The sequence below is a fragment of the Pseudoflavonifractor capillosus genome (assembly GCF_016902575.1).
Classification (GTDB): domain Bacteria; phylum Bacillota; class Clostridia; order Oscillospirales; family Oscillospiraceae; genus Enterenecus; species Enterenecus capillosus_A.
Genome location: NZ_JACSNZ010000002.1, coordinates 115716 through 140721, shown reverse-complemented (window position 1 = coordinate 140721; position 25006 = coordinate 115716). Strand labels below are relative to the sequence as shown.

Below are 25006 nucleotides of genomic sequence, written 5' to 3'. Positions count from 1 at the left end.
ACCCTGGACGCCCCAACCCCCGCTCCCACTGCGCCCGCTCCTGCACCTGCACCCGCCGAGGCGCTCACCGAGATCCAGCTCTCCCCCCAAGAGCAGCAAATGGTGGATGATTTTGCCCAGAAGATCGACCTCACCGACACCGCTATGGTGCTCCAGTATGGCGCAGCCGCCCAGAAGAATATCGCTGACTTCTCCCAAAATGCCCTGAATAACGTGCGTACCAAGGACTTGGGCCAGGTGGGCGAAGCGCTCTCCTCCCTGGTGGTGGAGCTGAAGACCTTCGGCGAGGAAGAAAAAAACGGCATTTTCGGCTTCTTCCAGAAGAAGAAAAAGGAAGCCATGGCCTTGAAGGCCAGCTATGACAAGGCTGAGGCCAATGTGGATAAAATCGTGGCAGTTTTGGAAAATCACCAGCTGACCCTGATGAAGGATATCGCCATGCTGGATCAGATGTATCAGCTCAACACCAAGTATTATAAAGAGCTGACCATGTATATCCTGGCCGGTAAGAAGGCCCTGGATAAGGCCCGAAGCGAAACCCTGGCTCAACTGCAGGAGACCGCCACCCAGACCGGAAGCCAGGAGGCGGCACAGCAGTACAACGACTACGCCAACCTGTGCAACCGCTTTGAGAAAAAGCTCCACGATTTGGAGTTGACCCGCATGGTCTCCATTCAGATGGGGCCCCAGACCCGCCTCATTCAGAACAACGACGCCCTGATGCTGGAAAAGATCCAGTCCTCCCTGGTCAACACCATTCCCCTGTGGAAGAGCCAGATGGTGCTGGCCCTGGGATTGGAGCACTCCCGCCAGGCTGCCGCAGCCCAGAGTGCTGTGTCCGAGATGACCAATCAGCTGTTGCAGAAAAATGCCGACATGCTCCACATGGGCACCGTGGAGGCCGCCCGGGAGTCTGAGCGGGGCATTGTGGATCTGGAGACCTTGCAGCACACCAACCAGCAGCTCATCTCCACCCTGGACGAGGTCATGGAGATCCAGACCCAGGGCGCACAGAAGCGCCGGGAGGCCGAGGTGGAACTGGCTCGCATCGAGGGCGAGCTAAAGCAGAAGCTGCTGGAGCTGCGGGGCTGATCCTGGGAGGTCAAACCTATGAATGTGCTAAAACGCCCCGGCGTGGCCGTTCTGTTCACTGTAGTCATGATCATAGCCGCCGTGTGCATAGGCATGGCCCGTGCCCCCGGCCGCAATGTGCACCAGCCTGTAACGGGGGGCAACTCCTGGTATGTGGACGACCAGGCCGGCGTTCTCTCCCCCTCCACGGTACGTCAGCTCCAGAAGAATAATCAAGATTTGGACAGTTCCATGGGGGTGGTGATCGGCTGCATCACCTGCAACTACGGAAAATCCGACCTGGGCAGCTATGCCATGACTCAGGCAGAAAAAATGGGGCTGGGCGCCAACGACTTTGTGGTGGTGCTGGATATCTCCGGAGAAAACTACTGGCTGATCCAGGGCAGTGGTCTGATGGATCTCTTCACAGATGACGACTGTGCCTCCTACGCCTGGGAGTATATGGAGCAACCCTTTGCCCAGGGGAACTATGGCCAGGCCCTGCTCTCCCTCACAGATGCCCTGACCCAGTGGTACCAATCCCACTACCTGGGGTAAAACAGGAGGTTTATATGGATATCCTTATCATTATTTTATTAGTTATCCTAGTGCTTGCCCTGATGGAGGGCAGTCGGTATCGTCGGTACCAGGGCGGCTACTATGGCCCCAACTACATGTACCGTCCCTTCCGCTTCTGGGGTCCCCGTCCCCACTATCCCCACCACCACCCGCCCATGGGCGGACGGCCCATGCGTGGCCCCACCACCTCCTTCCGTGGGCACCGCCCCGGCGGCAGCTTCGGCGGCGGGCGTCCCAGCCGTCCCGGCAGCTTCGGTGGTGGCCGCTCCTTTGGCGGCGGCGGTCGTTCCTTTGGCGGTGGACGTTCCTTCGGTGGCGGCGGTCGCTCCTTCGGCGGTGGCCGGGGCGGTGGACGACGCTGATTCATCCAAGGCTGCAAGAGTCCAAATCTCTTGCAGCCTTTTTTGCTGCTTTTCAAACAACAATCAAATTCCCACTACAAGAGGTGATCGTGTTGAAAGCCCGCACCTACCCTTCCCTTCTGCTGTACACACTCTCTTTTTTTGTCCCCGCCCTAACCCTTCTGCTGGTCTATATCAGCTTGGGCTTGGCACCCTGGGGAGACAATACCATTCTCATCTCAGATATGTCCTCCCAGTATGTGGACTTCTTCTGTGCGCTGAAACACGGGGACGTCTTTTTCTCCTGGGCTAAGGCCATGGGCACCTCCTACATCGGCGTGTTCTCCTATTACGTCTCCAGCCCCCTCTCCCTGCTCACCCTGCTGGTGCCCAATGAGTTCATGCCCGTGGGGCTGATGTTCCTCACCGTGCTGAAGGTGGGACTGGCGGGACTGACCTGCTGCATCTTCCTGCGCTCCTACCTCCGGTGCAGCGCCCTGTTTCTCCCCCTTCTCTCCACCTGTTACGCTCTGTGTTCCTATTCCGCCGCCTATTCCCTGTGCATCATGTGGCTGGACGGACTCATTTGGCTGCCCATCATCCTGTTGGGCCTGGAGCGGATCTTGGCCGGAGGCCGTCCCTGGCTATTTTTTTGCAGTCTGGTGGTGTGTTTCCTCTCCACCTGGTACATCTCCTACATGATCGGCATCTTCTGCTGCCTGTGGCTACTATACCGGGAGTGGTGTGCGGCTGCCCCGTGGTCAGCTATTCTCTCCCACCTCCGAGCCTTTGTGGGCTCCGCCCTGGCAGCCTTGGGCGTCACCGCCTGGATGTGGCTGCCCTCTCTGCTGTCCATCTTCAGCGGTAAGCTGGGGGATGCCACTGTGGACTACTCCAGCCTCACCAACTTCACGCTATGGCAGCTGCCGGGCCGTTTGCTCTCCAATCAATCCGCCGGACTGACCAATTCCACCCTTCCCTATCTGTTCTGCGGCACTTTGGCAGTCCTGTTGGCACTGGTTTTTTTCTGCCTTCCCACCATAACTCGTCGAAATAAAGTGGCTTCCCTTGCCATGCTGGCCGTGCTGATCCTATCTCTGTGGCTCTCCCCTTTGGACAAGGTGTGGCACCTGTTCCAGATGCCCAACTGGTTCCCATACCGGTACAGCTTTGTGGTTTCATTCTTCCTACTCACTCTGGCAGGCCAGGCACTGGCCGCTCTGCCGGAGTCTCTCACCAGCTGGAGACTGGCTCCATCGCTCACCTTGGCTGTGCTCTGCCTCACCGCCCTGGAGCTGGGATACAACACACACGCCACGATGACCGACATTCGGGACGTGTTCGGCTGTCAATCCTACACCGACTACGTCTCCTATTACCGGGAAAATGAGGCTCTGGTGGATCAGGCCCAGAGTCAAGACCAGGACTTTTACCGCATGGGAGCCACCTACGACCGAGGAGACAACAGCCCCCTCTCCTTCGGCTATCCCGGACTCACCCATTACAGCAGTATCTACAACAAGCAGGTCAACGCCTTTCTCAAGCAGCTGGGCTTCGCCCAGGGCTGGATGTGGAGCGTCTACTACGGGTCTACCCCCGTCACTGACAGCCTGCTGAACATCCGCTATGTCCTCAGTGACCAGGAGTTCCCCGGCTACCAAGCTGCCGGGCAAAACGGCAGTCTGACCCTGTGGAAAAATCCTGACGCTCTACCTTTGGCCTATGTGGCCCAGGGCAGCATCTCACCCCAGCTTCCACAGGGCGATACCCCCTTCCAGGTGCAGGAGCAGCTGCTGGGCCAGCTCATCGGCACCCATCAGGAGGTGTTCTCCCCTGTTGACATGGAGGTACAGGAGGAGCAGGGGCAGGTCACGCTCCTCATCCACGGCACAGGACAGCCTGTCTACGCATATCTGGCTCAAGCCCAGTTTACCTCACTATCTGTGGACGGCGCCTATCGGTGCTCCCTCACCCCCTACGAGGAACGGCGCATCCACTACCTGGGTTGTCCCGCCGTGGGAGAGACGCTGGCAGTGACGGTGGCATACACCGGAGTTCTGACCACTCTGGACTGGAACAGCCTGGTGCAGCAGATGGATCAATCCTTCCTGAGTGAGACCCTTTCCCAGCTGCACAATACCCAGATGGAGAAGGTAACCAACTCCCAGGTCTCCCTCCAGGCCACCGCAGATACCCCTTCCACCCTGGTCACCACCATTCCCGCCGAGGATGGATGGACAGCCTATGTGGATGGTCAAAAGGTGGCTACACAGGTGTGCTGGGACACGTTCCTGGCCCTGGAGCTTCCCTCCGGTACCCACCAAGTCACCTTCCGCTACACACCCCCAGGACTCATCCCGGGGCTCATGCTGGGCGGAGTCACGGTGCTTGCGGGACTTGTCTGGATGCTTCTGAACCGTAAGAAAGTCTAAAAAATGCCGTGGTGCCCAGGGACACCACGGCATTTTTCAATTCTCTTTTGCAGGCTGCTCGGCCAAGGGGCGGCGGCGATACTCCCTGGGCCCCCACTCCGGCAGGGGCAAACGCTGCATGGCCCCAAATACATAGTTTTTCAGATTGGGATAGGTTTTGGACAACTCCGCCACCAGCTCCTTCACCTCCTGACGGCGGGTGTTTCCATCCGCAGGACAAGGGTTATGGACAATGGGCAGGTTGTGCCGCTGGGCAGCTCCTCGTACCATGCCTTCCCCACAGTAGAGCAGTGGGCGGATCTGGGTGATACCCATGCGATCCAGGTAGGTCACCGGCTGGAAGCAGGACAGACGTCCCTCATAAAAGAGGGAGAGGAAAAAGGTCTCCACCGCATCGTCATAGTGGTGGCCCAAGGCAATCTTGTTCAGCCCCAGCTCCGCCATGGCATTGTGGATGGCACCCCGGCGCATTTTGGCACACATGGAACAGGGATTTTTCTCACGACGCACATTGAAAATGATATCAAAGATCTGGGTGTTCACAATGTGGTAAGGCACTCCCAGCTCCTCACACAGCTTCGCTACGAGGCCAAAGTCCATCTCAGGCACCCCGGGGTGTACCGTCAGAGCGTGGAGTTCAAAGGGCACAGGGTAGAACTTTTGCAGTCGGGCCATAGCCGTGAGCAGTACCAAGGAGTCTTTTCCCCCGGAAACCCCCACAGCAATGCGGTCTCCCGGCTGAATCATATCATAATCTTCAATACAACGGCGCAAATGGGACAAAATCAGCTGCATTTCTTCAACCTCCAAATCGCAAAACCAAAACGAGAATACGCGAGTATTCAAGAGCATTCCGCAGAATATCGCAGTATATAAAGTAGACTTCAAAAAAACTTTCATTTTGTGTTGACACCCGGCAACCCCCGTATTATAATACATCCTGCGCCTTCTTGTAAAGGAAGGAAACCCCGTGTTTTTATGATATAAATCAAGATAAATGGAGGAAACCGATATGTCTACCTTTATGGCAAACAAGGGTAACATCGAGCGCAACTGGTACGTGATCGATGCTGCCGGCAAGCCTCTGGGCAAGACCGCTGCCGCCGCCGCTACCCTGCTGCGTGGTAAGCACAAGCCCGAGTACACCCCCCACGCTGATTGCGGTGATTTCGTTGTCATCATCAACGCTGACAAGGCCGTTCTCACCGGCAAGAAGGGTGAGCAGAAGTTCTACCGCACCCACTCCGGCTATGTGGGCGGTCTGAAGGAGACCAAGTACCGCATCCTGATGCAGGAGAAGCCCGAGCTGGCCATGCGTGTGGCTGTGCGTGGTATGTTGCCCCGCAACATCATCACCAAGGACTCTCTGAGCCGCCTGAAGATCTATCGTGGCGACGCTCACAAGCACGAGGCTCAGAAGCCCCAGGCTTGGACCGTAGAATAAGGAGGTAACCGACCATGTATAAGAGCAAGAAGCCCTATCACTATGGCACCGGCCGTCGGAAGTCCTCCGTGGCCCGTGTGCACCTGTTCCCCAACGGCACCGGCTCCATCACCATCAACGGCCGTGATATCGAGGAGTACTTCGGCCTGGAGACCCTGAAGATGGTGGTTCGTCAGCCCCTGAACACCACCGGCGTCATCGGCAAGGTGGACGTGACCGCTACCGTCACCGGCGGCGGTGTTACCGGCCAGGCTGGCGCTCTGCGCCACGGCATCGCCCGTGCCCTGCTGGAGATGGATCCCGAGTTCCGTGCTGCCCTGAAGGCTGCCGGCTTCCTGACCCGCGATCCTCGTATGAAGGAGCGTAAGAAGTACGGCCTCAAGGCTGCTCGTCGCGCTCCTCAGTTCAGCAAGCGCTAATCAGCACTTCAAACTGGTTCAAAGAGGCTCAAAAACCCCGAAAAACTGCGGTTTTTCGGGGTTTTTCTGTTTCAAATCTTCTGTTGCCCTTTGTCCGTTTTTGGCAGGGTTTGAAGTGCTTTGACCCCGTTTTTCTTGATTAAAAATAGGATAACCGGGGGTTTTGACCCCCCTTATGATTAAAAAATAGGATAACCGACGGCGAGAATTGAGCCATTTTTCGCATAGGTGTTTTCCTTGTGAGAGCAGCGACCTCTTGCATTTTTATTCAGCGCAATGCCTTTATCAGGGCTGTCTTGATTTGACCGGATTTGACCAAACGAAGCCCTGTTTATCTTTTCTACCTTGTCCCAGCATGGCGTGAAGCTGGCACATTTGCACTTCAGCGATTGCTCCAGATACAATGAAGGTGAAAAGGAGGACTGCGCTATGAGGAAACAAAAATATAAGATCATCCTTACCCCTGATGAAAACAGCATCGTCATCCAAAGCCTGAATCGTCTGCGGAATACCCTGCTGCGGGAAAACCGTGACACCGGCTGCGTAGACGATCTACTGCTCAAAGTCATGTGCGCCCCTGTCAAGAAAATTTGAAAACTACATATTGTGCCGACTTAAATCAAGCCGTTTATTCTTTCATAGAGTAGACGGCTTTTTTTCATGTCCATTTTACCGCGTACATAGCTGTCTGTCGGTGGGCGGGCAGCTAAATCTATCAAGAAGGAGGACATGAAAATGCCGGAACAGAGAAGCCGCCCGAAGGAAGGCCGTGTTATCGCATTGGCCAATCAGAAAGGCGGAACAGGCAAAACCACCACAACGGTGAATCTGGGCATTGGTTTAGCCCGCCTGGGGCAAAAGGTTCTGCTCATTGATGCAGACCCCCAGGGCGACCTCACCACTTGCCTGGGATGGCAGGATCAGGATAGCTTGCAGATCACCCTTGCCACCATCATGGAGAAGGTGATCCGCGACGAGCCGTTTTCTGTGGATGAGGGCATCCTGCACCACAAAGAAGGCGTAGACCTTATGCCTGCCAACATCGAACTGTCAGCGATGGAAATGACTTTGGTAAATGCCATGAGCCGGGAGTTCACCCTGCGCACCTATGTCAATGAAGTCAAGAAGAACTATGACACGGTTCTGATCGACTGTATGCCGTCCCTCGGCATGATTACCATTAACGCATTGGCAGCGGCAGACAGCGTGATTATCCCGGTACAGGCCCACTATCTCCCAGCCAAAGGCATGACCCAGCTGATGCGAACCATCAGCAAGGTCAAGCGGCAGATCAACCCGGCTCTCAAAGTGGACGGTGTGCTGCTGACCCTTGTGGATGGGCGCACCAATCTTGCCAAGCAGACAGCCGAAACCTTGCGGCAGAGCTATGGGAGCGTCTTGAAAATCTATCGTTCCGAGATTCCCGTTGCCATCAAAGCCGCAGAAATCAGCGCCGCTGGCCAGAGTATCTATGCCTATGACAACGGCAGCAAGGTAGCTCAGGCTTATGCGGAATTTTCAAAGGAGGTGCAGGCGGATGGCGAAAAACAACGCGCTAAACTTCAATCTGCCCTCAGTCGATGACCTCTTTTCCACCGAGGAAAGCCGCGCAGAGGACAGATTGGAGAAAGTCGTCAACCTGGACCCCTCGGAGATCAGCGATTTTCCGAATCACCCGTTCAAGGTACGAATGGACACGGCCATGCAGGAACTGGCGGAGAGCGTCAAGCAGTACGGCGTGTTGGTTCCTGCGCTGGTGCGCCCCAAGCAGGGCGGCGGCTATGAAATGGTAGCCGGACACCGCAGAAAAATGGCGGCGGAACTGGCACAGCTCCCGGAAATTCCCTGCATTGTGCGAAACCTCACCGACGATGAAGCCACGATCATCATGGTGGATTCCAACCTGCAACGAGAGCAGATTTTGCCCTCAGAAAAAGCGTTCGCTTACAAAATGAAGCTGGATGCAATGAAGCGGCAGGGACAACGGACAGATTTAACTTGTGAGCCACTGGCGCACAAGTTAAAGGGAGTAAAATCCAGAGATTTATTGGCTGAACAGGTAGGCGAAAGCAAAGACCAAATTCGTAGATATATCCGCCTTACCCAGCTTATCCCGGATATTCTGGAACTGGTGGACAATTCTGTTCTGCGAGAGCCGGAAGTGCTGCAAGTTGCCATGCGGCCTGCGGTGGAACTGTCTTACCTGCGAAAAGAAGAACAGGCAGATCTGTTTGCTATCATGGAGGAAATGGACTGTACCCCGTCCCATGCTCAGACAATCAAAATGCGTCAGATGTCTGAAGCCAAGACTGGCAATGAGCGGCTTGCAAAAGATGCTCTTGTCGCCATTATGAAGGAGGAAAAGCCAAATCAAAAAGAACAAATCAAAATTCCGAAAGATCGGATCAGCAAGTATTTTCCGCCGGGGACGCCCGCGCAGAAGATCGAGGATACCATCGTTCAGGCATTGGAACTTTATCGCAAGCGTCAGCGCAGTTTAGAACGATAATCCACTCACAAGGGAGCAGTGTACCCATTTGCAGAAAACGGCGGCTTTTTCCGTCCCCCCTCTCCACACCTCACCCCCCACAAACAACCTAAACAACCCAAAAAAGAAGATATGGGGGCGGTGTTTTTGAAAAGCGAAGCAGGTTGAGCCGAGCGTGGAACTTCTGCGGGCAGCTCTCTTTTTAGACAGTCATCAACCAAATATCAGCCGGGAAGCACATCGAACATGGTGTGCTTTTTTTCGGCCAATTTTCAGGAGGTAACAAGATGAAAGCATTGAAAAAGCCTTTGTCCCTGTTCCTGGCGTTCCTGATGTGTTTTGGAGTGTTCGCCGGAACGGGCGTCACGGCCTTTGCCGCAGGTGAAACCATGACCACCTATATGGTGGATATTCCCCGTGCCAGCGATCCCAACAAAGCCGGATGGGGCCACTCTGACATGAGCTTTCTGGGCGGCTGGTCTGCACAGGCCAATGACAGTTTTTCTGTCCATACACAGGACGCTTACAACGGCAAGGCCATCTATTGCATCGAGCCTGGTATCGGGGTAAAAACCGGCGATCAGTACACAGGCCGGGGCGAGGATTTTTGGGACAACTATCCGTCCCATCTGAACCCCACCATTCCGCCCAGCACCATCAAGGAATATATCGGGCGGATCATGACCTACGGCTGGCAGGGCAACGCCAATACCGGCTGGACAAGCACGAACCCCGACCATGCAAACCAGATGGCGGGCTATATCGCCACCCAGCTTCTGGTTTGGGAAACGGTTGTCGGTGAACGTGACAGCCAATTTAACCATGTGGATGCCAATGCTCAGGGAAAAAACAACGTGGCGGAATATATCAGCAGCAGTCATCCCCTGCGCAGCCAGATTTTCAGTCAGTATTCTGCTATTGAGAGCGCCGTGAAGCGCCACACCATGCTGCCCAGCTTTTTCAGCGGCTCCCCGGATGCCGGAGCGTATGAGCTGAAATGGGATGGCGAGAAGTATTCCGTCACCCTGACGGATACCAACAATGTGCTGGGCGATTACACCTTTACCAGCAGCACCACTGGCCTGAACTTTTCGGTGGACGGCAACCAGCTTACCATCACATCCAATCAGGCCATCAAAGGCTCCGTGACGGTGAAAGCGGAGAAAATCACCGCCCAGCGCAGCGGCGTTGTGGTTTGGACGGACGGCGTAACTGGTGGTGGTACGCAGGACTTCGCCACCTATGGAGCTACCGTTTCCGACCAGATGGTGGGCTATCTCAATCTGGAGGTCAAAACCGGCAACATGAAGCTGATTAAGACATCCGAGGACGGCAAGGTAGAGGGCATCTCCTTCACGATCACCGGCGAGGGATACAGCGCCACCAAGACCACCAATTCGGCGGGCGAAATCGACATCACCGACCTCAATCCCGGTGTTTATACCGTCACCGAGCAGGCCATCGACAAATACGAACCCCAGGCTACTCAGCGCGTGACCATCGTCAGCGGCCAGACGGCCACCGTGAACTTTAACAACGTGCTGAAGCGCGGCAGTCTGGAGGTCACAAAGACCAGCGAGGACGGTTTGGTGGAGGGAATGACCTTCCATCTCTATGGAACTTCTCTTTCCGGCCTGCCGGTGGATGAATACGCTGTGACCGACTCCAGCGGTGTGGCAAGGTTTGAAAACGTCCTCATCGGCTCCGACTTCGTGCTAGAGGAGGTTGATACGCCGATCCGCTATGTGGTGCCGGAGGCTCAGAGTGCCACGATTGCCTGGAACGAAGTCACAAACAAGAGCGTGAACAATGTGCTGAAAAAGTTCCGTGTCACAGTAACTAAGAGCGATGTGGAAACCGGCGCGCCCCAGGGCGACGGTTCTCTTGCCGGAGCCACCTATGGGCTTTATAAGGGCGACACCCTTATCGACAGCTATACCACCGATGAGAACGGTCAGTTCACCACGGATTATTATATCTGTGATTCCGACTGGACGATTCGTGAAATCAACCCCAGCGAGGGGTATCTGCTGGATTCCACCATTCACAAGGTAGGTGCAGAGCCGGAACTGTATGAGATCGAGCTGAATGATACCGCCAATGATGTGACCGAACAGGTTATCAAAGGCGACATCGCCATTATCAAGCATACCGACGACGGAGAAACCCAGATCGAAACCCCGGAAGTCGGCGCGGAGTTCCAGCTTTATCTCAAAGCGGCAGGCAGCTACGACGCTGCAAAGGAATCCGAGCGTGATGTTCTCACCTGTGACGAAAATGGCTTTGCACAGTCCAAGAAGCTGCCCTATGGCACCTATATCGTCCACCAGACGAAAGGCTGGGAAGGCCGCGAGCTGATGGATGATTTTGAAGTGTATATTGCCCAGGACGGTCAGACCTACCGCTACCTCATCAACAACGCTGCATTTGAGAGCTATATCAAGGTAGTCAAGGTGGATGCGGAAACCGGCGTTACCATTCCCTATGCGGGAGCTGGATTCCAGATTTTCCGCCCGGATGGAAGCAAGGTGGAAATGACCTTCACCTATCCGACCCCAACCACGATTGATACGTTCTACACCAATTCCGAGGGCTACCTGGTAACACCTGAAAAGCTGGAGTATGGCTCCGGCTACTCTCTGGTAGAGGTGCAGGCTCCCTATGGCTATGTGCTGGACAGCACACCAGTATATTTTGATGTGACCGAGGACGCTTCCAGCGAGGAAGGCGGTGTGACGGTCATTGAAGTCACCAAACCCAATATGGCGCAGAAAGGCGTCATCAAAGTCAGCAAAACCGGCGAGGTGTTCTCCACCGTCACGGAATCCAACGGGGTATATCAGCCGGTGTATGACGTAACCGGCCTGTCTGGTGCGGTGTTTGAAATCACGGCGCTGGAGGACATTTATACGCTGGATGGTACGCTGCGTTATTCTGCGGGCGAGGTGGTGGACACCATTACCACCGGCGAGGATGGCACAGCGCAGAGCCAGCCTCTCTATCTGGGCAAGTTCCAGGTGAAGGAAATCGAGTTCCCCCACGGCATGGTGGATACCGGCGAGAATGTCACCCATGTGGAGCTGGTGTATGCAGGCCAGGAGGTGGAGATCACCGAAACTTCGACCAGCTTCTACAACCAGCGCCAGAAAGTACAGGTCACTTTGAATAAGCTGCTGGAGCAGGATGAAGCCTTCGGCATCGGTATGAATGGCGAGATTTCCGCCGTCACCTTTGGCCTGTATGCACAGCAGGATATTCCCGCAGCGGACGGTTCTGTGATTCCGGCAGACGGGCTTCTGGAGATCGTTTCGGTGGCTGAGAACGGTCAGGCCGCTTGTACCACTGACCTGCCCTTCGGCAGCTTCTATCTGAAAGAACTGTCCACGGACAGCCATTATCTGCTGAATGGCGAAACCTTCCCGTTCACCTTTGAATACGGTGGCCCATCCGTTGCCGTGGTGGAGATCGCCGCAAACAATGGCGAGGCCATCACCAACGAGCTGATCCGTGGTGAAATCCACGGCCTCAAAACAGACGAGAACGGCGCTGGCCTGGGTGGGGCTGTGATTGGCTTGTTCAAGTCTGAGGAAACCGAGTTCACCGCAGAAAATGCCCTTGCCACCGCCACCTCTGCGGATGACGGCAGCTTCTCCTTCTCCAATGTGCCGTATGGAAATTGGGTGCTGAAAGAGCTGGAAAGCCCAACAGGATTTATCCTCTCCGATGAGGTTATCCCCGTCACGGTGAACGAAGATGGTCAGGTTGTGGAAATCTCTCTTGCCAATGAGCGCATCTACGGCGACCTGCGCCTTACCAAAGTGGATAAGGATTACCCGGACAACAAACTGACCGGGGCCGAGTTTGAGGTGTACCGTGATACCAACGGCAACAAAGAGCTGGACGAGGGCGATGAGCTGCTGGGCAAGCTGGAGGAAACCAGCACCGGCATCTATGAAATGTCCCATATCCTCTACGGCGGCGTGTTCGTGAAAGAAACCAAAGCGCCGGAGGGTTATCTGCTGGATGAAACTGCCTACTATGTGGAGATTACCGAGAACGGCAAAATCTACGAGGTAGAGAATGAAGCCGGAAAGGGCTTTGTCAATGCGGCACAGACCGGCTCCCTGCGGATTGAAAAGACATCCAGCGACGGCAAGGTGGAAGGGTTCTCCTTCCGCGTGACGGGTGCCAATGGTTACGACCAGACCTTCAAGACCGACAGCACCGGCAAGATCGAGATCACCGGCCTGCGCGTGGGTGATTATACCGTATCGGAGGTATCTGACAATGCCAGCGCCAACTATGTGCTGCCTGCCGATAAGACGGTGACGATCTTTGCGGATAAGACCACCGTGGCACAGATGCACAACGAACTGCGCGATACGCCGAAAACCGGGGATGAGAGCAAGCCGTGGCTGTGGGTGACTCTGATGGGCGTGTCCGCTGCGGGAGCTGCTATTCTGGGTATCGCGGCCTATGTGAGCAAGCGCCGAAAGGACGAAGAATCCGCTGAATAATACAGCGGTCAAGATTTGTGACAGGAGGAATTGACTATGGAATGGAAAACGATCATCGCAGTAGGATTGGTGCTTTTTATTCTCGGCGGGCTGATCTATCTCAAGGTCAAAAGCCGGAAGAAGTAATCCAGCGGGGCGGCTTTGCGGGGCCGCCCCTTTACATATCCCCAAAAAGACGAAAGGAGCGTGGTTTTGATGAGGGAACGATTTGAACAACGGTTATTCCGTATCTTTGCCCAGGCGGGCTATTCGCCGGTGCAGCTTCTTACGATCACCCCGGAGGAAATGGTGGAGATTCCCGGTATTACCGTCCCCAATATCCGAGCGGTGCTTTGCGTTCAGAACAAAGTGCTGGCGGATCGGAACAAAATCCGCAGCGGCAAGCTGGTAGAGGCACTTTTGAAGGAAGCCGAGGAAGGCAGGTGTTGCTATGAGTGAACCGCATCTACTGGACATCCTTGCCGCGCGGCGGGGATGTTTTATTTCAGACCTGAATCTTTCTCCGATCCTGCGGAGAGCCGCCCTCTTAGACCTTTGCAGAATGGAGGAAAACAAATGCCCACTCTCTCAATGGCAGGATTCCGTGCGATACCTGACCGGCGTTGAGAAGGATTTTGCATCCATCGAGGAGATCAAAGCGTTTTTGCGAAATGAGGTGAAAGCATGAAAGATGAAACACACAAGCGTATGGCTGGCGACTATGAGATCATCCAGGCCATCCACATCGGTGACCGGGAAATCGTTCTGGGAGAAAAGCCCCAGGATGAAAGCGCTGAGAAATATATGTGTGCCTTCTGCCAGCAGAATGAGCTGTTTGCGGCGTACAACGAAGTCATGTGCAGCGACAACTATGCGGAAATCGTAAAGTTGTTCGGTGAGCGTATCGCTGAACAGGCCGAGAAAACCCGTGTGGCGATGAACAAGCCGAAGATACAGGGCATTGATGACCGCCCGATCACAGCCAGCGATTGTACCGTGGTGTCCTATGAGGATGACTTGAACAACAAAATTGTTGTCATCAAGCCGGAAGTGCTGCGCCGGGAATACCGCAGGGCCACTTGTCAGTTAAAGCTCTGCACAGGCGGCTTTGGGGCTTCTCCCCATAGCCGTGGCTCGGCCTGTTTTTGTATCGACCTCTATACCGGGAAAGAGAGCCGGTATGAGCGTATGGACATTCTCGGCACTATGGAGCCGGAGAAACTGCCCGGATGGGCAAAGCACGGACTGCTGACTGTTCAGCAGGAACGGGCGAAAAAAGAACCGTACAAAGGAGAGAAGGAGGCACGATGAACGATGGATGTACGCATCAATCAAGGATATGTCATCACGGATTCCTGTCATGTAGGTGATAGTGAATTTGTTCTGGGAGTTCATTCAACAGCTCCCCAGCAGTTTGTTACCTGGAAATGCAAAGATCAGACGGATTACTATTGGGGGCACTATTTCAGCACTCTGTTTGACGCACAGAAAGATTTAGTTGCACGGGCGCAAGAGGAAATTCAATGTCTGGAGGAACAACGGCAGAATACCCATGTGTATGAAGCGCCTGATGATTCCCCTTGGGGAGAAATCCAGACCTGTGAAACCCTCTGCCCTGGCGCGTATTCCGTCAGCACAGCGGGACATGGCGGCGTTATGGTGCGTCAGGAGCTGGTGAAAAAGGAGTTCCGAAAGGAAGCGCAGGAGTGTGGCTTTGTGGAAGGAGCGTGGCTCTGCTACGAGGAGGACTGTGACGAGCCGGTAGCCCTGCGGGAACTGATGGACAAAAAGCTGTATCAGGCTCCCGTCAACCGATATTTCCGCCCCGGCGAATACGAAACGGTCATCAACCGCAGCTTACAGACCTATCATCCCGCATACTGGCAGGCGCGGGAACAGGACTTGAAAGGAAAAGGTCAGCCTTCTATCCAGCGAAAAAAGAAGGAGCGTGAACGATAATGGAACTGGAAATCATCAGCATGACCCCGCAGGAACAGATGTACTCTTACAGCCAGAGCAGCCAGATCGAGGCCCAAACTGGATGTATCGGCCACCTGCGCGGTGATTTTGGCGCTGGTCAAGAGTTTTTCACCTCATGGTTTGACCACCGTGGAGAGTATAAAACCGATGAGTTCAAGTCGGAGTTTGATGCAGTAGTCAACAGCCTGCGGGAGAAGGACGGGCTGCTTTTCAGTCAGGACAGCATGACCCGCTATTGTCGGCAGCACCCGGAAGCTGAAATGACGGGCAACTACTGCACCGAGTACGGCTTCAAGCTGAAAACCGACCAGCACACCTATATGCTGCGGTGCAATCCCAACTATGGGGACTACAATTTCTACCTCTATGCCTATGTGGGACGATTTTTAGAACAGCACATGGAAAAGGCCAAGCAGGGCATCCGTTTTATTACCCCCGGTTACAAGGAGATTTTCCGCATCCCGGACGGCGATAGCATCCGCATTTTTACCGGCGGCGGAGAAACCCGTGACCGCATCTGCCGTTTTATCGACGAAACTCATTTTGAAACCAGCGGCGGATATTCCAGCGCCCTCTATCACATCTGCGAGTTTGCGGAACGTCTGGAGAAAACCCACGGAAGTGTCATTCCTCTGCGTTCTTCTCTACCGCCCAACTGTTTGAGTATTCTTCCTTCCAGCGGAGAGCTGATTATCATCACACGGGGCGAAAAAGGATATTTGCTCTCGGATATGCAAATTAAAGGGAAATCCAATCAGGAGGTGGCGGAGATCGCAAACCATGCTTCTGGAGTTACCAAAGCGCAGGAGGCCGCAATGCTGGCAGGCTCTATGTTTGGCTGGCAGACGCCCGCCGCCGACCCCAAAAACTACGATGAGCAGGGCCAGCCGCTCAAACCCAAGCACAGGGAGCGAGGTGACGCACGATGAACTCTAAAAGGTGTCGTGTATGGGCAAGAATTGGAGTAACTATGGCGCTTACGCCCTATGAGATGGATAAGATAGTTCAGGGCAACGATGTAGAGTGCCAAAAAATTCTCGCCAGGGCATTCTCTGAGGGAAGAGTTGAAGTGGACGGTGACAGCTATATCCCGGATGATGTTGTCGAGAAGTTAAATGAAACTTATGGAACAAATTACGATAACACCGACATTGATTTGAATACGGATGCTTTATCGGGAAGATGTTTGCGAGTGGAGCAATTTATTCGCCCTAAAAGTCGAGGTGATGCCCGATGAGTGATGACAAACACATTATCTGGAGCAACTACGATCTGGACTATGAGGATTGGCGCAGTGATCTGGAAGCAGAATACCCGGAGCTGTCAGAGGATGAGCGTATCTCTCTGATGTATGAAATCAACGGACATTATCTAGATGATGAGCGCATGAACCTCAATGTGCAGCTTTCCCAGCCTATTTTGGTAATCGGTGATCTGGGCTTATGGAACGGACGCCGCATGGGATACAAGGAGATTCCCAGCGGCAATATCCGTGACTGCCTTTACGGAGATACGGACTACTCCACATGGTATGTAGACCGCCTGGGTGATCTGCGGTGCGACGCCATCCACCATGATGGCACCAACCATTATCTCTATCGAGTTTATAAGGATGGTGTGCGAGATTCCCAAATTGAACTTCTGAAAGAAAAACTGTATCGCGGCACAGCGACCCGCGCTGATATAACGAGAGTGACCCGTAGGCTGGGCGACGACATCGCCAAAGTCTACGGGTTTCCAATTTCCCGGCAGCGGCAGACCGCCGCAATCGAAAGGTAAGGTGAACACACAATGGCATATCTACCACCAGTAAAGCTGGAAACACATACAAGCTGGTTCGATCTCCTGCTCACCATTCTGCATGAACACGCGGAAAGCGACCCTTATGAAGAACATCGGGAGATGGCGCAGCGGCTGATCCGGCACTTTATGGCGCATGGACGCTCTTTTACGGACAGCTACCATAAAGAGTGTGTGGATCTTCGGATGTACCCCAATGAGGCCGCAGACACGATCTGGCTGCTTCTTCTGTCGCTCTCTGGCCATCATACGGCAGATAAGAGCTATCACGCAGATTTGCAGCTGTACAGAAAGAATAACGAATAAAGGAGGTGTGCCGGATGGCGATACGATATAAAGCCCTGACGGAACTGTACCATGAAACACAGCGGCAAATAACAGCTCCGGCAGAGTGGCAGTATTTTCTTTCCTCGGCTTGCCGCAACTATCGGCTGCCCTTTGATGAACAACTGCTCGTCTACGCCCAGCGCCCGGATGCTACCGCCGTCCTGGAAATCGAGCGATGGAATAAGAAGTTCGGACGCTGGGTGAACCGGGGCGCAAACGGCATTGCGGTATTTGACGACGCTCAGGGCGGAAAACAGCGGTTGAAATATTACTTTGATGTTTCCGATACCCATGCAGGCCGGTTTGCCCGTCCTGTCCCACTGTGGACGGTGCGCCCGGAATACGCGCCGGACATCATCGAGGCAATGGAAAACAGCTTCGGAGAACTGGAGCAGAAGGACGATCTGGGCGCGGCGCTTCTCTCGGTGGCCAAGAATGCGGTAGAGGACAATATGCCCGATTATCTGGCGGAACTGAAAAATTTCACAGAGGGCAGTTTTCTGGAGGAACTGGACGAGCTGAATCTGGAGGTAATATACCGTAGAACCCTGCAAAACAGCATCGGGTATATGCTGGCGGTGCGCTGCGGCCTTGATCCGTCCGAATACTTTGAAGATGACGATTTTCGGGATGTGCTGAACTTCAATACCCCCGAAACATTGAACGCTCTGGGTGTGGCCACTGGCGACATCTCTCAGATGTGCCTTTCGGAGATTGCCCGCACCACCCTTACCCTGCAAAGACATCCCCAAAAAGAAAATCGCACCTTTGAAACCACGCAGGAAAACCAGTATCCTGTAACTGAACAGAAAACCAAACAACCGGAAAGGAGCATGGAATATGGCCGAGATCACATACAGCAGACAGGGCAGCTACAATCTGCCGAACCTTCTGCCCCCGCAGGAGCCGGAAGTAGCTCTTGGGAAATACGCATTACTGCGCCAGAGGTTCTTGAAGGAGAACCGCAGGATCACTTACACCAATCTGTTGACCAGCGGGAAGCTGAACAGCCATCTGGCAGAGATCGAGCAGACAGCACTCTCCCGGCTGGATCAGATGGTGGCGCAGATGGCCAAAACCGAGGGCGTGACGGAGGAACTGAAAGCCCGCGATCCGATGAGATGGGTACAGCTCATGAACAACCTTCGGAACGCAGCGGAGGAAACGATCCTCACGGAGCTGATTTACAGCTAACCGACACGGAGCAAGCGGACAGCCAGGAGCTGCCCGCTTTTCTCGATGAAAAGCAGATCATGGCCGTCATCGCCAACAAGGATGACGACCTCAAATACAAAAAGCAGCAGATCGAGCTGTTCTTCTCCGTTCACACCGACCAGCAGGAACGGGCGGAGTATCTCAAATCCGCCTATCCGGATAGATACACCGAAATTATCGCAGACGGTCAGCGCCTGGGCTATAAGCCGCAGGAAGATGGACTTCTCATGTGGGAGGGTTCCTACCTTTCCCGCACAAAAGAATCGGTATTCTCATGGGATTTGGTGGCCGAATGGACAGCACAGCTCATTGGCAAAAAGGAATATTTCATTCAGACGGACATCCGCCAGCTTCCCACCCCGGAGAGCCAGCAGATGTCCCTTTTTGATTTCTCCTCTTTTGCCAATTCCGCTCCGTCCGAAGGCGAACCGCAGCGTTCCCTCTTTCCGCGCCCGGAACTTTCCCAACAGGTCATCGACGAAGCACTGTGCATCGGGGCAAATGACCAGAACAGCCGCCTCATCATCTGCGCCTATTTCAAGAAGGACAAGTCGGTGGAGGACAACATCCGATTCCTGACGGAACACTATGGAGAAAATGGCGCGGGCTTTTATTTGGACAACCGGAAATATTCGATCTGGTACAATGCCGAAGGTATCCATGTGGCAGAGGGCGAAACCGCACAGCGCACAGCGGCCACGCTGATAACCTGGGAACAGGCAGCCAAGCGAATCCGAGAACTGCTGGATTTGGGCCGGTATATGCCGCAGAGCGAACTTGACCGGGTGGATGACTATGAAGTTCACCAGCTTGCTGACCGGCTGCTTTTGATGTTCCGTGACATCGAAGATGAAGAAAAACAATTTTTCCCTTCGCTGCACACTATTTATGACAGGCCAAGTGGATTCCCGGAAGCAATGGAGAAAACTGCGGAACTGCTGCGTCAGGAGGATGGTCTGCAAACAATTCTCTCCGAGTACGAATCCTTTGCAGACGCATACGAAGATAATCCTGATATTTTGCGGTATCGTTTTTATCGTCCGCTGAAACTTCGGGAGCAGCTTGCTGATTTACAACGGGAGCCGCTGCACTTTACCGCCGCCGAGGGATATGATCCCCAGCGGCGTTTCTTTATCTCCGGCGACGAGATCGACAATCTCCTGCGCGGTGGAAAGCGCAGCACGGACTACCGGCTGGCGGTGTACTCCTTTTATCGCAACCACTCTGACCGAAAAGAACGAGAGGATTTCTTAAAGCATTACCACGGAGAATACAGCGGACACAGCGGTGGAAACGATGATGTGACCTATCAGCTCAGCAAGGGTGTCCATTTCAGTCACGGCAGCATTACAGAACCCTATGCCAAAGTGGAACTGAAATGGAATGCGGTGGAGAAGCGCGTCAGCGCCATGATCGCCCAAGGCCGGTTCCTGAGTGATGATGACCGGGCCGCCATGCCTCAATACGAAAAGCACCAGCTCGCACAAAACATCCGAGCCTTCTTTGAGAATGTTCCCCAGGAGCAGCCCCACCCTTACCCGTATGGCTTTGATTATTGGGATGCGGTAAAGCTCATGGAGCCTCAGCTGGACGACCCGGCCCGTGTGGAAGAAATCTATCAGATGATGCTTCCTGTCTGGGAGGCTACGCCGCAGGATGACCGGATGTACGATTTGCGGCAACGGGCATTTGAGAATCTGACCGCATACCGGCAAGGCACTTTTACCTTGTTTGCCGAGAAAAAGGAGCCGGTGACGCCGCAGGCCGTGCAGGCACCGCAGAAAGCCTACGATTTAGGATTCGGGCATCTGGGAAATGGGCTGACCGTTTGGAACCGGCTGGAAGAAGTAGACGGGGATTATCGCACGGTTGCCCACATTGCGCCGGATCGCACAGTGCAGATCTACGATGAGGAAATGCCCCAGGAGGTTCGGGACAGGATTCATCAGGTGGCCGACACGTCGGAGATGACAGTTTCTGCAACACAAAATGCACCTGTATTCTCGGTGCCGCCCAGAGAGGAACCACCGCAAAAAGAAGAAACAGCCGACCTCTACCCTGCATTGGCCGCCCAAGTGCTGCGCCTCATGGGAGAATTTGATAGCACCCGCATGGGCTATGGCGCGGATGATGCTCAGGCGGTGGAGAACATTGCCCAGCAGCTTCACAACGCAGCCCAGCGGCAGGAAATCCGTGCGCTGCTGCAATCTTTTCTCGACCATGCAGACCCGGAGGAAGAAATCGCGGCAGATGTTGCGCTCTGCATGGAGCAGATCGACGAGCTGCCCCAGCCTCTCACCCAGGAACAGGCCCTTTTGGAACAGGCGAAAGAACTGATCGACCAATTTTGCCAAGAGAAATATGACGGCTATGCTGATTTCAGCAATCTGGAAAAAGTGGAACTTGCCTATACTACAGTTACAGACGAAGAAATCCCCATCCAGGTGAACGTGGATCTGGTGAATAATCGTGTGGAGCGGTATCTGGACGGACAGTTTTTAGAGCGCAGGCAGTATAGTAGTCTGGAGGGGCTGATCCAAAACGAGTTGGCAGACCTTGACTTTGACGACCTCACTGCTGTGTCGGAAGATGAGCTGGAATCCATCGGGGTATCTCAGGACGATTACCGCCTGTTGAGCCGTCTGAAAGCGGATTGCGACTATTATCTGGGCGCTGGCGGACGTGCAGAAAAACACCTGTGGGCAGGCAGCGCAGAAGCGCAGATTGCCAAGATGCGGGAACTGTACGATGCTTTGTCGGAAAAACCGGAATGGCTCACCGAGCAGGACATTGACCGCTATGAAAGCCAGATGACAGGTGGCCCGGCGCTGTCACAGCCCCAAAAAGAAGAAGCGGCTCCGCTGGCTCCGAAACGGGTTCGCCGTGAGCGCGTCACCTTTGCGCCCCTGCACCCGGAAATACCACGAGAACAGCACCACGATTTCCACATCACGGACGATGCTTTGGGCCGCGGCACACCGGGGGAAAAGTTTGCCGCCAATGTCAGAGCCATCCGCTGCTTGAAACAGATCGAAGCGGAAGAACGCCTTGCCACACCGGAGGAACAGGAAATCCTTTCCCGCTATGTGGGATGGGGTGGGCTGCCGCAATGCTTTGAGGAAACGCACAGCAAATATGCGGAACTCAAGTCCTTGTTGGATGAGGACGAATATGCAGCGGCCAGAGCCAGTTCCCTCACCGCATTCTACACGCCACCCATCGTCATTCGGGGGATTTACAAGGCGCTGGCGCAGATGGGTTTCCAGCAAGGCAACATCTTGGAACCGGCCTGCGGCACCGGCAATTTTATCGGTCTGCTTCCGGCTGATATGGCAGGCAGCAAAGCCTATGGCGTGGAGATTGACAGCATCAGTGGCAGGATTGCCCAGCAGCTCTATCAAAATGCCAGCATTTCCGTCAATGGATTTGAAACGGTGCAGATGCCAGACAGCTTTTTCGATGTGGCCATCGGCAACGTCCCTTTTGGAGATTTCAAGGTGGTGGACAGGCGGTATGACAAGCACCATTGGTTAATCCACGATTATTTCTTTGGGAAAGCCCTGGACAAAGTAAGACCCGGCGGCATTGTCGCGTTCATCACGTCCAAAGGCACGATGGACAAAGAAAACTCGGCTGTCCGCCGCTATCTCGCCCAGCGCGCCGACCTGATCGGAGCCATTCGTTTACCCGACAACACATTCAAGCAGAATGCCGGAACGGAAGTCACCAGCGATATTCTTTTTCTGCAAAAAAGAGATCACGTCACCGATCTAGAGCAGGATTGGGTGCAGCTGGACACGGATGAAAACGGCATCCGCATGAACCGCTACTTTGTGCAGCACCCGGAAATGATTCTGGGCGATATGGTGATGGAATCCACGCGATTCGGAATGGACAGCGCCTGCAAAGCCCGCGAAGGTGCTGACCTGTCGGAGCAGCTTGCCCAGGCCATCCAGTTCCTTCAGGCCGAGATCAAGCCCTATGAACTGGAGGAACCGGACGAAGAAGATCGCTCCATCCCCGCAGACCCTACCGTTCGGAATTTCAGCTATACGATTGTGGACGGTCAGGTGTACTACCGGGAAAACAGCCTCATGCACCTGATGGAGGTTTCTGTTACGGCGGAAAACCGTATCCGTGGCATGATCGAGCTGCGGGAATGTGTCCGCAGGTTGATTGAGTATCAGACCGAAGGATACCCGGACGAGGACATTCAGGCAGAGCAGAAAAAGCTGAACGCCCTCTATGACCGCTTTACGGCCAAATATGGGCTTATCAGCAGCCGGGGCAACAAACTGGCATTTGCCGAGGACTCCAGCTACTGCCTCTTGTGTTCGCTGGAGGTGCTGGACGAGCAAGGCAACCTAAAAAGAAAAGCCGATATGTTCTCCAAGCGCACCATCCGTCCTCATGTGGCTGTCACCAGCGTGGATACTGCCAGTGAAGCATTGGCGGTATCTATTTCTGAAAAAGCCTGTGTGGATATGGACTATATGGCCGAGTTGTCCGGCAAATCCCCGGAGGAGCTGGAGAGCGAACTTGCCGGCGTGATCTTCCGCAATATTGAAGGCCCGGAAAGCCCGGATGAACTGCGGGGAAATTCCCTGAGCCTGCAAGCCTTTTCCCTTGTGACGGCGGACGAGTACCTTTCAGGGAATGTGCGCCGGAAATTGCGGATGGCAAAAGCCTTTTGGGAAACAGCCCCGGACAGCCAGAAGGAAGCGGCCCGCAGACAGGTGGAGGCGCTGGAAGCAGTGCAGCCCGCAGATCTGGGCGCTGGGGAAATCGGCGTCCGCATCGGTGCAAACTGGGTGCCTATCGACATCTACCAGCAGTTCATGGCGGAATTGCTTACCCCCGCATATTACGTCCGTAACCGCATCAAAATCCTGCGTTCTGAAGCTACCGGCCAGTGGGCCATCACCGAGAAAAATGCGGACAGGGGCAATGTAAAGGCAGTCACCACCTATGGCACCAAGCGCATGAGCGCCTATCACATTCTGGAACAGACCTTGAACCAAAAGGATGTGCGGGTGTTCGATTATATCGAGGATGAAAACGGCAATAAAAAAGCCGTTCTCAACAAAAAGGAAACCGCCATTGCCCAGGACAGACAGGAACTCATCAAACAGAAATTCTCCGAGTGGATATGGCGGGATATTGACCGCAGAGAACGGCTGTGCCGCATCTACAACGAAACCTTTAACAGTATCCGCCCCCGTGAGTATGACGGACGGCATATTCACTTTGAGGGAATGAATCCCGAAATCTCCCTGCGCCCCCACCAAGTCAACGCCATTGCGCACGTTTTGTACGGCGGAAACACCTTGCTTGCCCATGAGGTGGGGGCAGGCAAAACCTATGAGATGGTGGCGGCAGCGATGGAGATGAAGCGGCTGGGGCTTTGCACCAAGTCGCTGATCGTGGTTCCCAACCACATCACCGAGCAGTGGGCGGCTGAGTTTTTGCAGCTTTATCCCAGCGCAAACATCTTAGTTGCCACAAAGAAAGATTTTGAGAAGCAGAACAGGAAAAAGTTTTGCAGCCGTATTTCCACCGGAGATTATGACGCCATCATTATCGGCCACTCGCAGTTTGAAAAAATCCCTATGAGTGCCGAGCGCCAGCAGACCATTCTCCAGCAGCAGATCGACGAGATTCTGTTCGGCATCGAGGAGGCCAAGTCGCAGAAGGCGGAGCGTTACACCATCAAACAGATGGAGCGTACCCGCAAATCTCTGGAGGCGAAGCTGGCAAAACTCAACGACCAGAGCCGCAAAGATGATGTTGTGACATTCGAGGAACTGGGCGTTGACCGCATCTTCATTGATGAGAGCCACTATTTTAAGAACCGTGCGAAACGTTGCGCATAAGCCCTTGTTGACAGCAAGGACGAACAGCGCCATGTGATTGCACTTAACAATAAGAAAATATCACAGAGAACTTGAATCTCGAAATCAGGGGTGAAATTCCTCTGCCGTACAGAACCAATGCCGGAAAGGAGCAATCCCATAGCGGTCTGTCAAACCGCAGGCAGTACGAGAGCTAATACTCCACTGTGCGCTGCGCATCTGTAAATGTGCAGGGTACAAAGCGTGGTGAAGTCGTAACCTGAAAACCTAAACCCCTGCAAAGGGGCATGGAGAATAATGGTGCGGGCTTCCGAAACCTATGGCTATCCGTTAGTGAAAGCTATGCAGCATCGTAAGAGTAGACGGCATCCGAAAGGGTGAAAATTGGAAAAAGCGCGTGCGGCTGGTTTTTCCGCACGTGCCCTGTGGAATGAAATGTCCACACGGAATCATGCAGAAACTGTGGTTCAAAGCATGGTTAGGTTTTCCCGGTGTAAGGTAGCGGCCTAAGGGTTTCAATGGTCAAGCAATGACCGCAAGGATAGAGATTCAGGAACGTTTG

At 54.2% G+C, this 25006-nt stretch carries 20 protein-coding genes; 19 read left to right on the top strand and 1 reads right to left on the bottom strand.

Translation table 11 applies throughout. From position 1 onward, the window contains the following. The 4 genes from H9X86_RS01695 to H9X86_RS01680 all read left to right on the top strand — a co-directional run. A partial coding sequence (locus H9X86_RS01695) for a toxic anion resistance protein (protein WP_204899859.1) occupies positions 1 to 1092 on the top strand: 1092 nt, incomplete at its 5' end. Positions 1093 to 1110: 18 nt separating this feature from the next. Continuing rightward, entirely contained in the window at positions 1111 to 1629 is a 519-nt protein-coding gene (locus H9X86_RS01690; RefSeq protein WP_204899858.1) for a TPM domain-containing protein, read from the top strand. Positions 1630 to 1643: 14 nt separating this feature from the next. Further along, positions 1644 to 2012, top strand: a complete 369-nt coding sequence (locus H9X86_RS01685) for a hypothetical protein (RefSeq protein WP_204899857.1) — start codon at positions 1644 to 1646, stop codon at positions 2010 to 2012. Between the two features lie 89 nt (positions 2013 to 2101). Then, a complete protein-coding gene (locus H9X86_RS01680) occupies positions 2102 to 4423 on the top strand; it encodes a YfhO family protein (RefSeq protein WP_204899856.1) in 2322 nt (773 codons plus the stop codon). Between the two features lie 36 nt (positions 4424 to 4459). On the opposite strand, the gene H9X86_RS01675 is transcribed toward H9X86_RS01680, so the two are convergent. Then, positions 4460 to 5218 carry a tRNA 2-thiocytidine biosynthesis TtcA family protein gene (locus tag H9X86_RS01675; RefSeq protein ID WP_204899855.1) on the bottom strand — a complete coding sequence of 253 codons (759 nt, stop codon included), beginning with the start codon at positions 5216 to 5218 and terminating at the stop codon, positions 4460 to 4462. Between the two features lie 217 nt (positions 5219 to 5435). Between H9X86_RS01675 and rplM the strand changes: the two genes are divergently transcribed. From rplM to H9X86_RS01590, 15 genes are all read left to right on the top strand, one after another. Then, complete coding sequence (gene rplM, locus H9X86_RS01670; RefSeq protein WP_204899854.1) at positions 5436 to 5867, top strand: 50S ribosomal protein L13; 432 nt, start codon at positions 5436 to 5438, stop codon at positions 5865 to 5867. 14 nt (positions 5868 to 5881) lie between these two features. Continuing rightward, positions 5882 to 6286 carry a 30S ribosomal protein S9 gene (gene rpsI, locus H9X86_RS01665; protein ID WP_204899853.1) on the top strand — a complete coding sequence of 135 codons (405 nt, stop codon included), beginning with the start codon at positions 5882 to 5884 and terminating at the stop codon, positions 6284 to 6286. A gap of 429 nt (positions 6287 to 6715) precedes the next feature. Further along, positions 6716 to 6880 (top strand): hypothetical protein, encoded by a 165-nt coding sequence (locus H9X86_RS01660; RefSeq protein WP_204899852.1) that lies wholly within the window; start codon positions 6716 to 6718, stop codon positions 6878 to 6880. Between the two features lie 141 nt (positions 6881 to 7021). Beyond that, positions 7022 to 7870, top strand: coding sequence for a ParA family protein (locus H9X86_RS01655; protein ID WP_204899851.1), 849 nt, complete (start codon positions 7022 to 7024; stop codon positions 7868 to 7870). Beyond that, positions 7824 to 8795, top strand: coding sequence for a ParB/RepB/Spo0J family partition protein (locus tag H9X86_RS01650; protein ID WP_204899850.1), 972 nt, complete (start codon positions 7824 to 7826; stop codon positions 8793 to 8795). Before H9X86_RS01655 ends, H9X86_RS01650 begins: the two co-directional genes overlap by 47 nt. Before the next feature lie 266 nt (positions 8796 to 9061). After that, the gene (locus tag H9X86_RS01645; protein ID WP_204899849.1) at positions 9062 to 13291 is read left to right on the top strand and encodes a SpaA isopeptide-forming pilin-related protein; all 4230 of its coding nucleotides are present in this window, start codon (positions 9062 to 9064) and stop codon (positions 13289 to 13291) included. Between the two features lie 195 nt (positions 13292 to 13486). Beyond that, on the top strand, positions 13487 to 13729 hold the full coding sequence (locus tag H9X86_RS01640) for a hypothetical protein (RefSeq protein WP_204899848.1): 243 nt from the start codon (positions 13487 to 13489) through the stop codon (positions 13727 to 13729). Then, entirely contained in the window at positions 13722 to 13958 is a 237-nt protein-coding gene (locus H9X86_RS01635) for a hypothetical protein (RefSeq protein ID WP_204899847.1), read from the top strand. The genes H9X86_RS01640 and H9X86_RS01635 overlap by 8 nt, the downstream gene beginning before the upstream one ends. Further along, on the top strand, positions 13955 to 14581 hold the full coding sequence (locus tag H9X86_RS01630; RefSeq protein ID WP_204899846.1) for a hypothetical protein: 627 nt from the start codon (positions 13955 to 13957) through the stop codon (positions 14579 to 14581). Before H9X86_RS01635 ends, H9X86_RS01630 begins: the two co-directional genes overlap by 4 nt. A 3-nt stretch (positions 14582 to 14584) precedes the next feature. Next, positions 14585 to 15229, top strand: coding sequence for a DUF7007 domain-containing protein (locus H9X86_RS01625; RefSeq protein ID WP_204899845.1), 645 nt, complete (start codon positions 14585 to 14587; stop codon positions 15227 to 15229). Further along, complete coding sequence (locus H9X86_RS01620) at positions 15229 to 16179, top strand: hypothetical protein (protein WP_204899844.1); 951 nt, start codon at positions 15229 to 15231, stop codon at positions 16177 to 16179. Before H9X86_RS01625 ends, H9X86_RS01620 begins: the two co-directional genes overlap by 1 nt. Next, complete coding sequence (locus H9X86_RS01615; RefSeq protein ID WP_204899843.1) at positions 16176 to 16487, top strand: hypothetical protein; 312 nt, start codon at positions 16176 to 16178, stop codon at positions 16485 to 16487. The genes H9X86_RS01620 and H9X86_RS01615 overlap by 4 nt, the downstream gene beginning before the upstream one ends. Then, positions 16484 to 17029 carry a hypothetical protein gene (locus tag H9X86_RS01610; RefSeq protein WP_204899842.1) on the top strand — a complete coding sequence of 182 codons (546 nt, stop codon included), beginning with the start codon at positions 16484 to 16486 and terminating at the stop codon, positions 17027 to 17029. The genes H9X86_RS01615 and H9X86_RS01610 overlap by 4 nt, the downstream gene beginning before the upstream one ends. Positions 17030 to 17041: 12 nt before the next feature. Continuing rightward, complete coding sequence (locus H9X86_RS01605; RefSeq protein WP_204899841.1) at positions 17042 to 17356, top strand: hypothetical protein; 315 nt, start codon at positions 17042 to 17044, stop codon at positions 17354 to 17356. A gap of 14 nt (positions 17357 to 17370) precedes the next feature. Then, a complete protein-coding gene (locus H9X86_RS01590; protein WP_430736084.1) occupies positions 17371 to 24465 on the top strand; it encodes a helicase-like domain-containing protein in 7095 nt (2364 codons plus the stop codon). Positions 24466 to 25006: the final 541 nt, after the last annotated feature.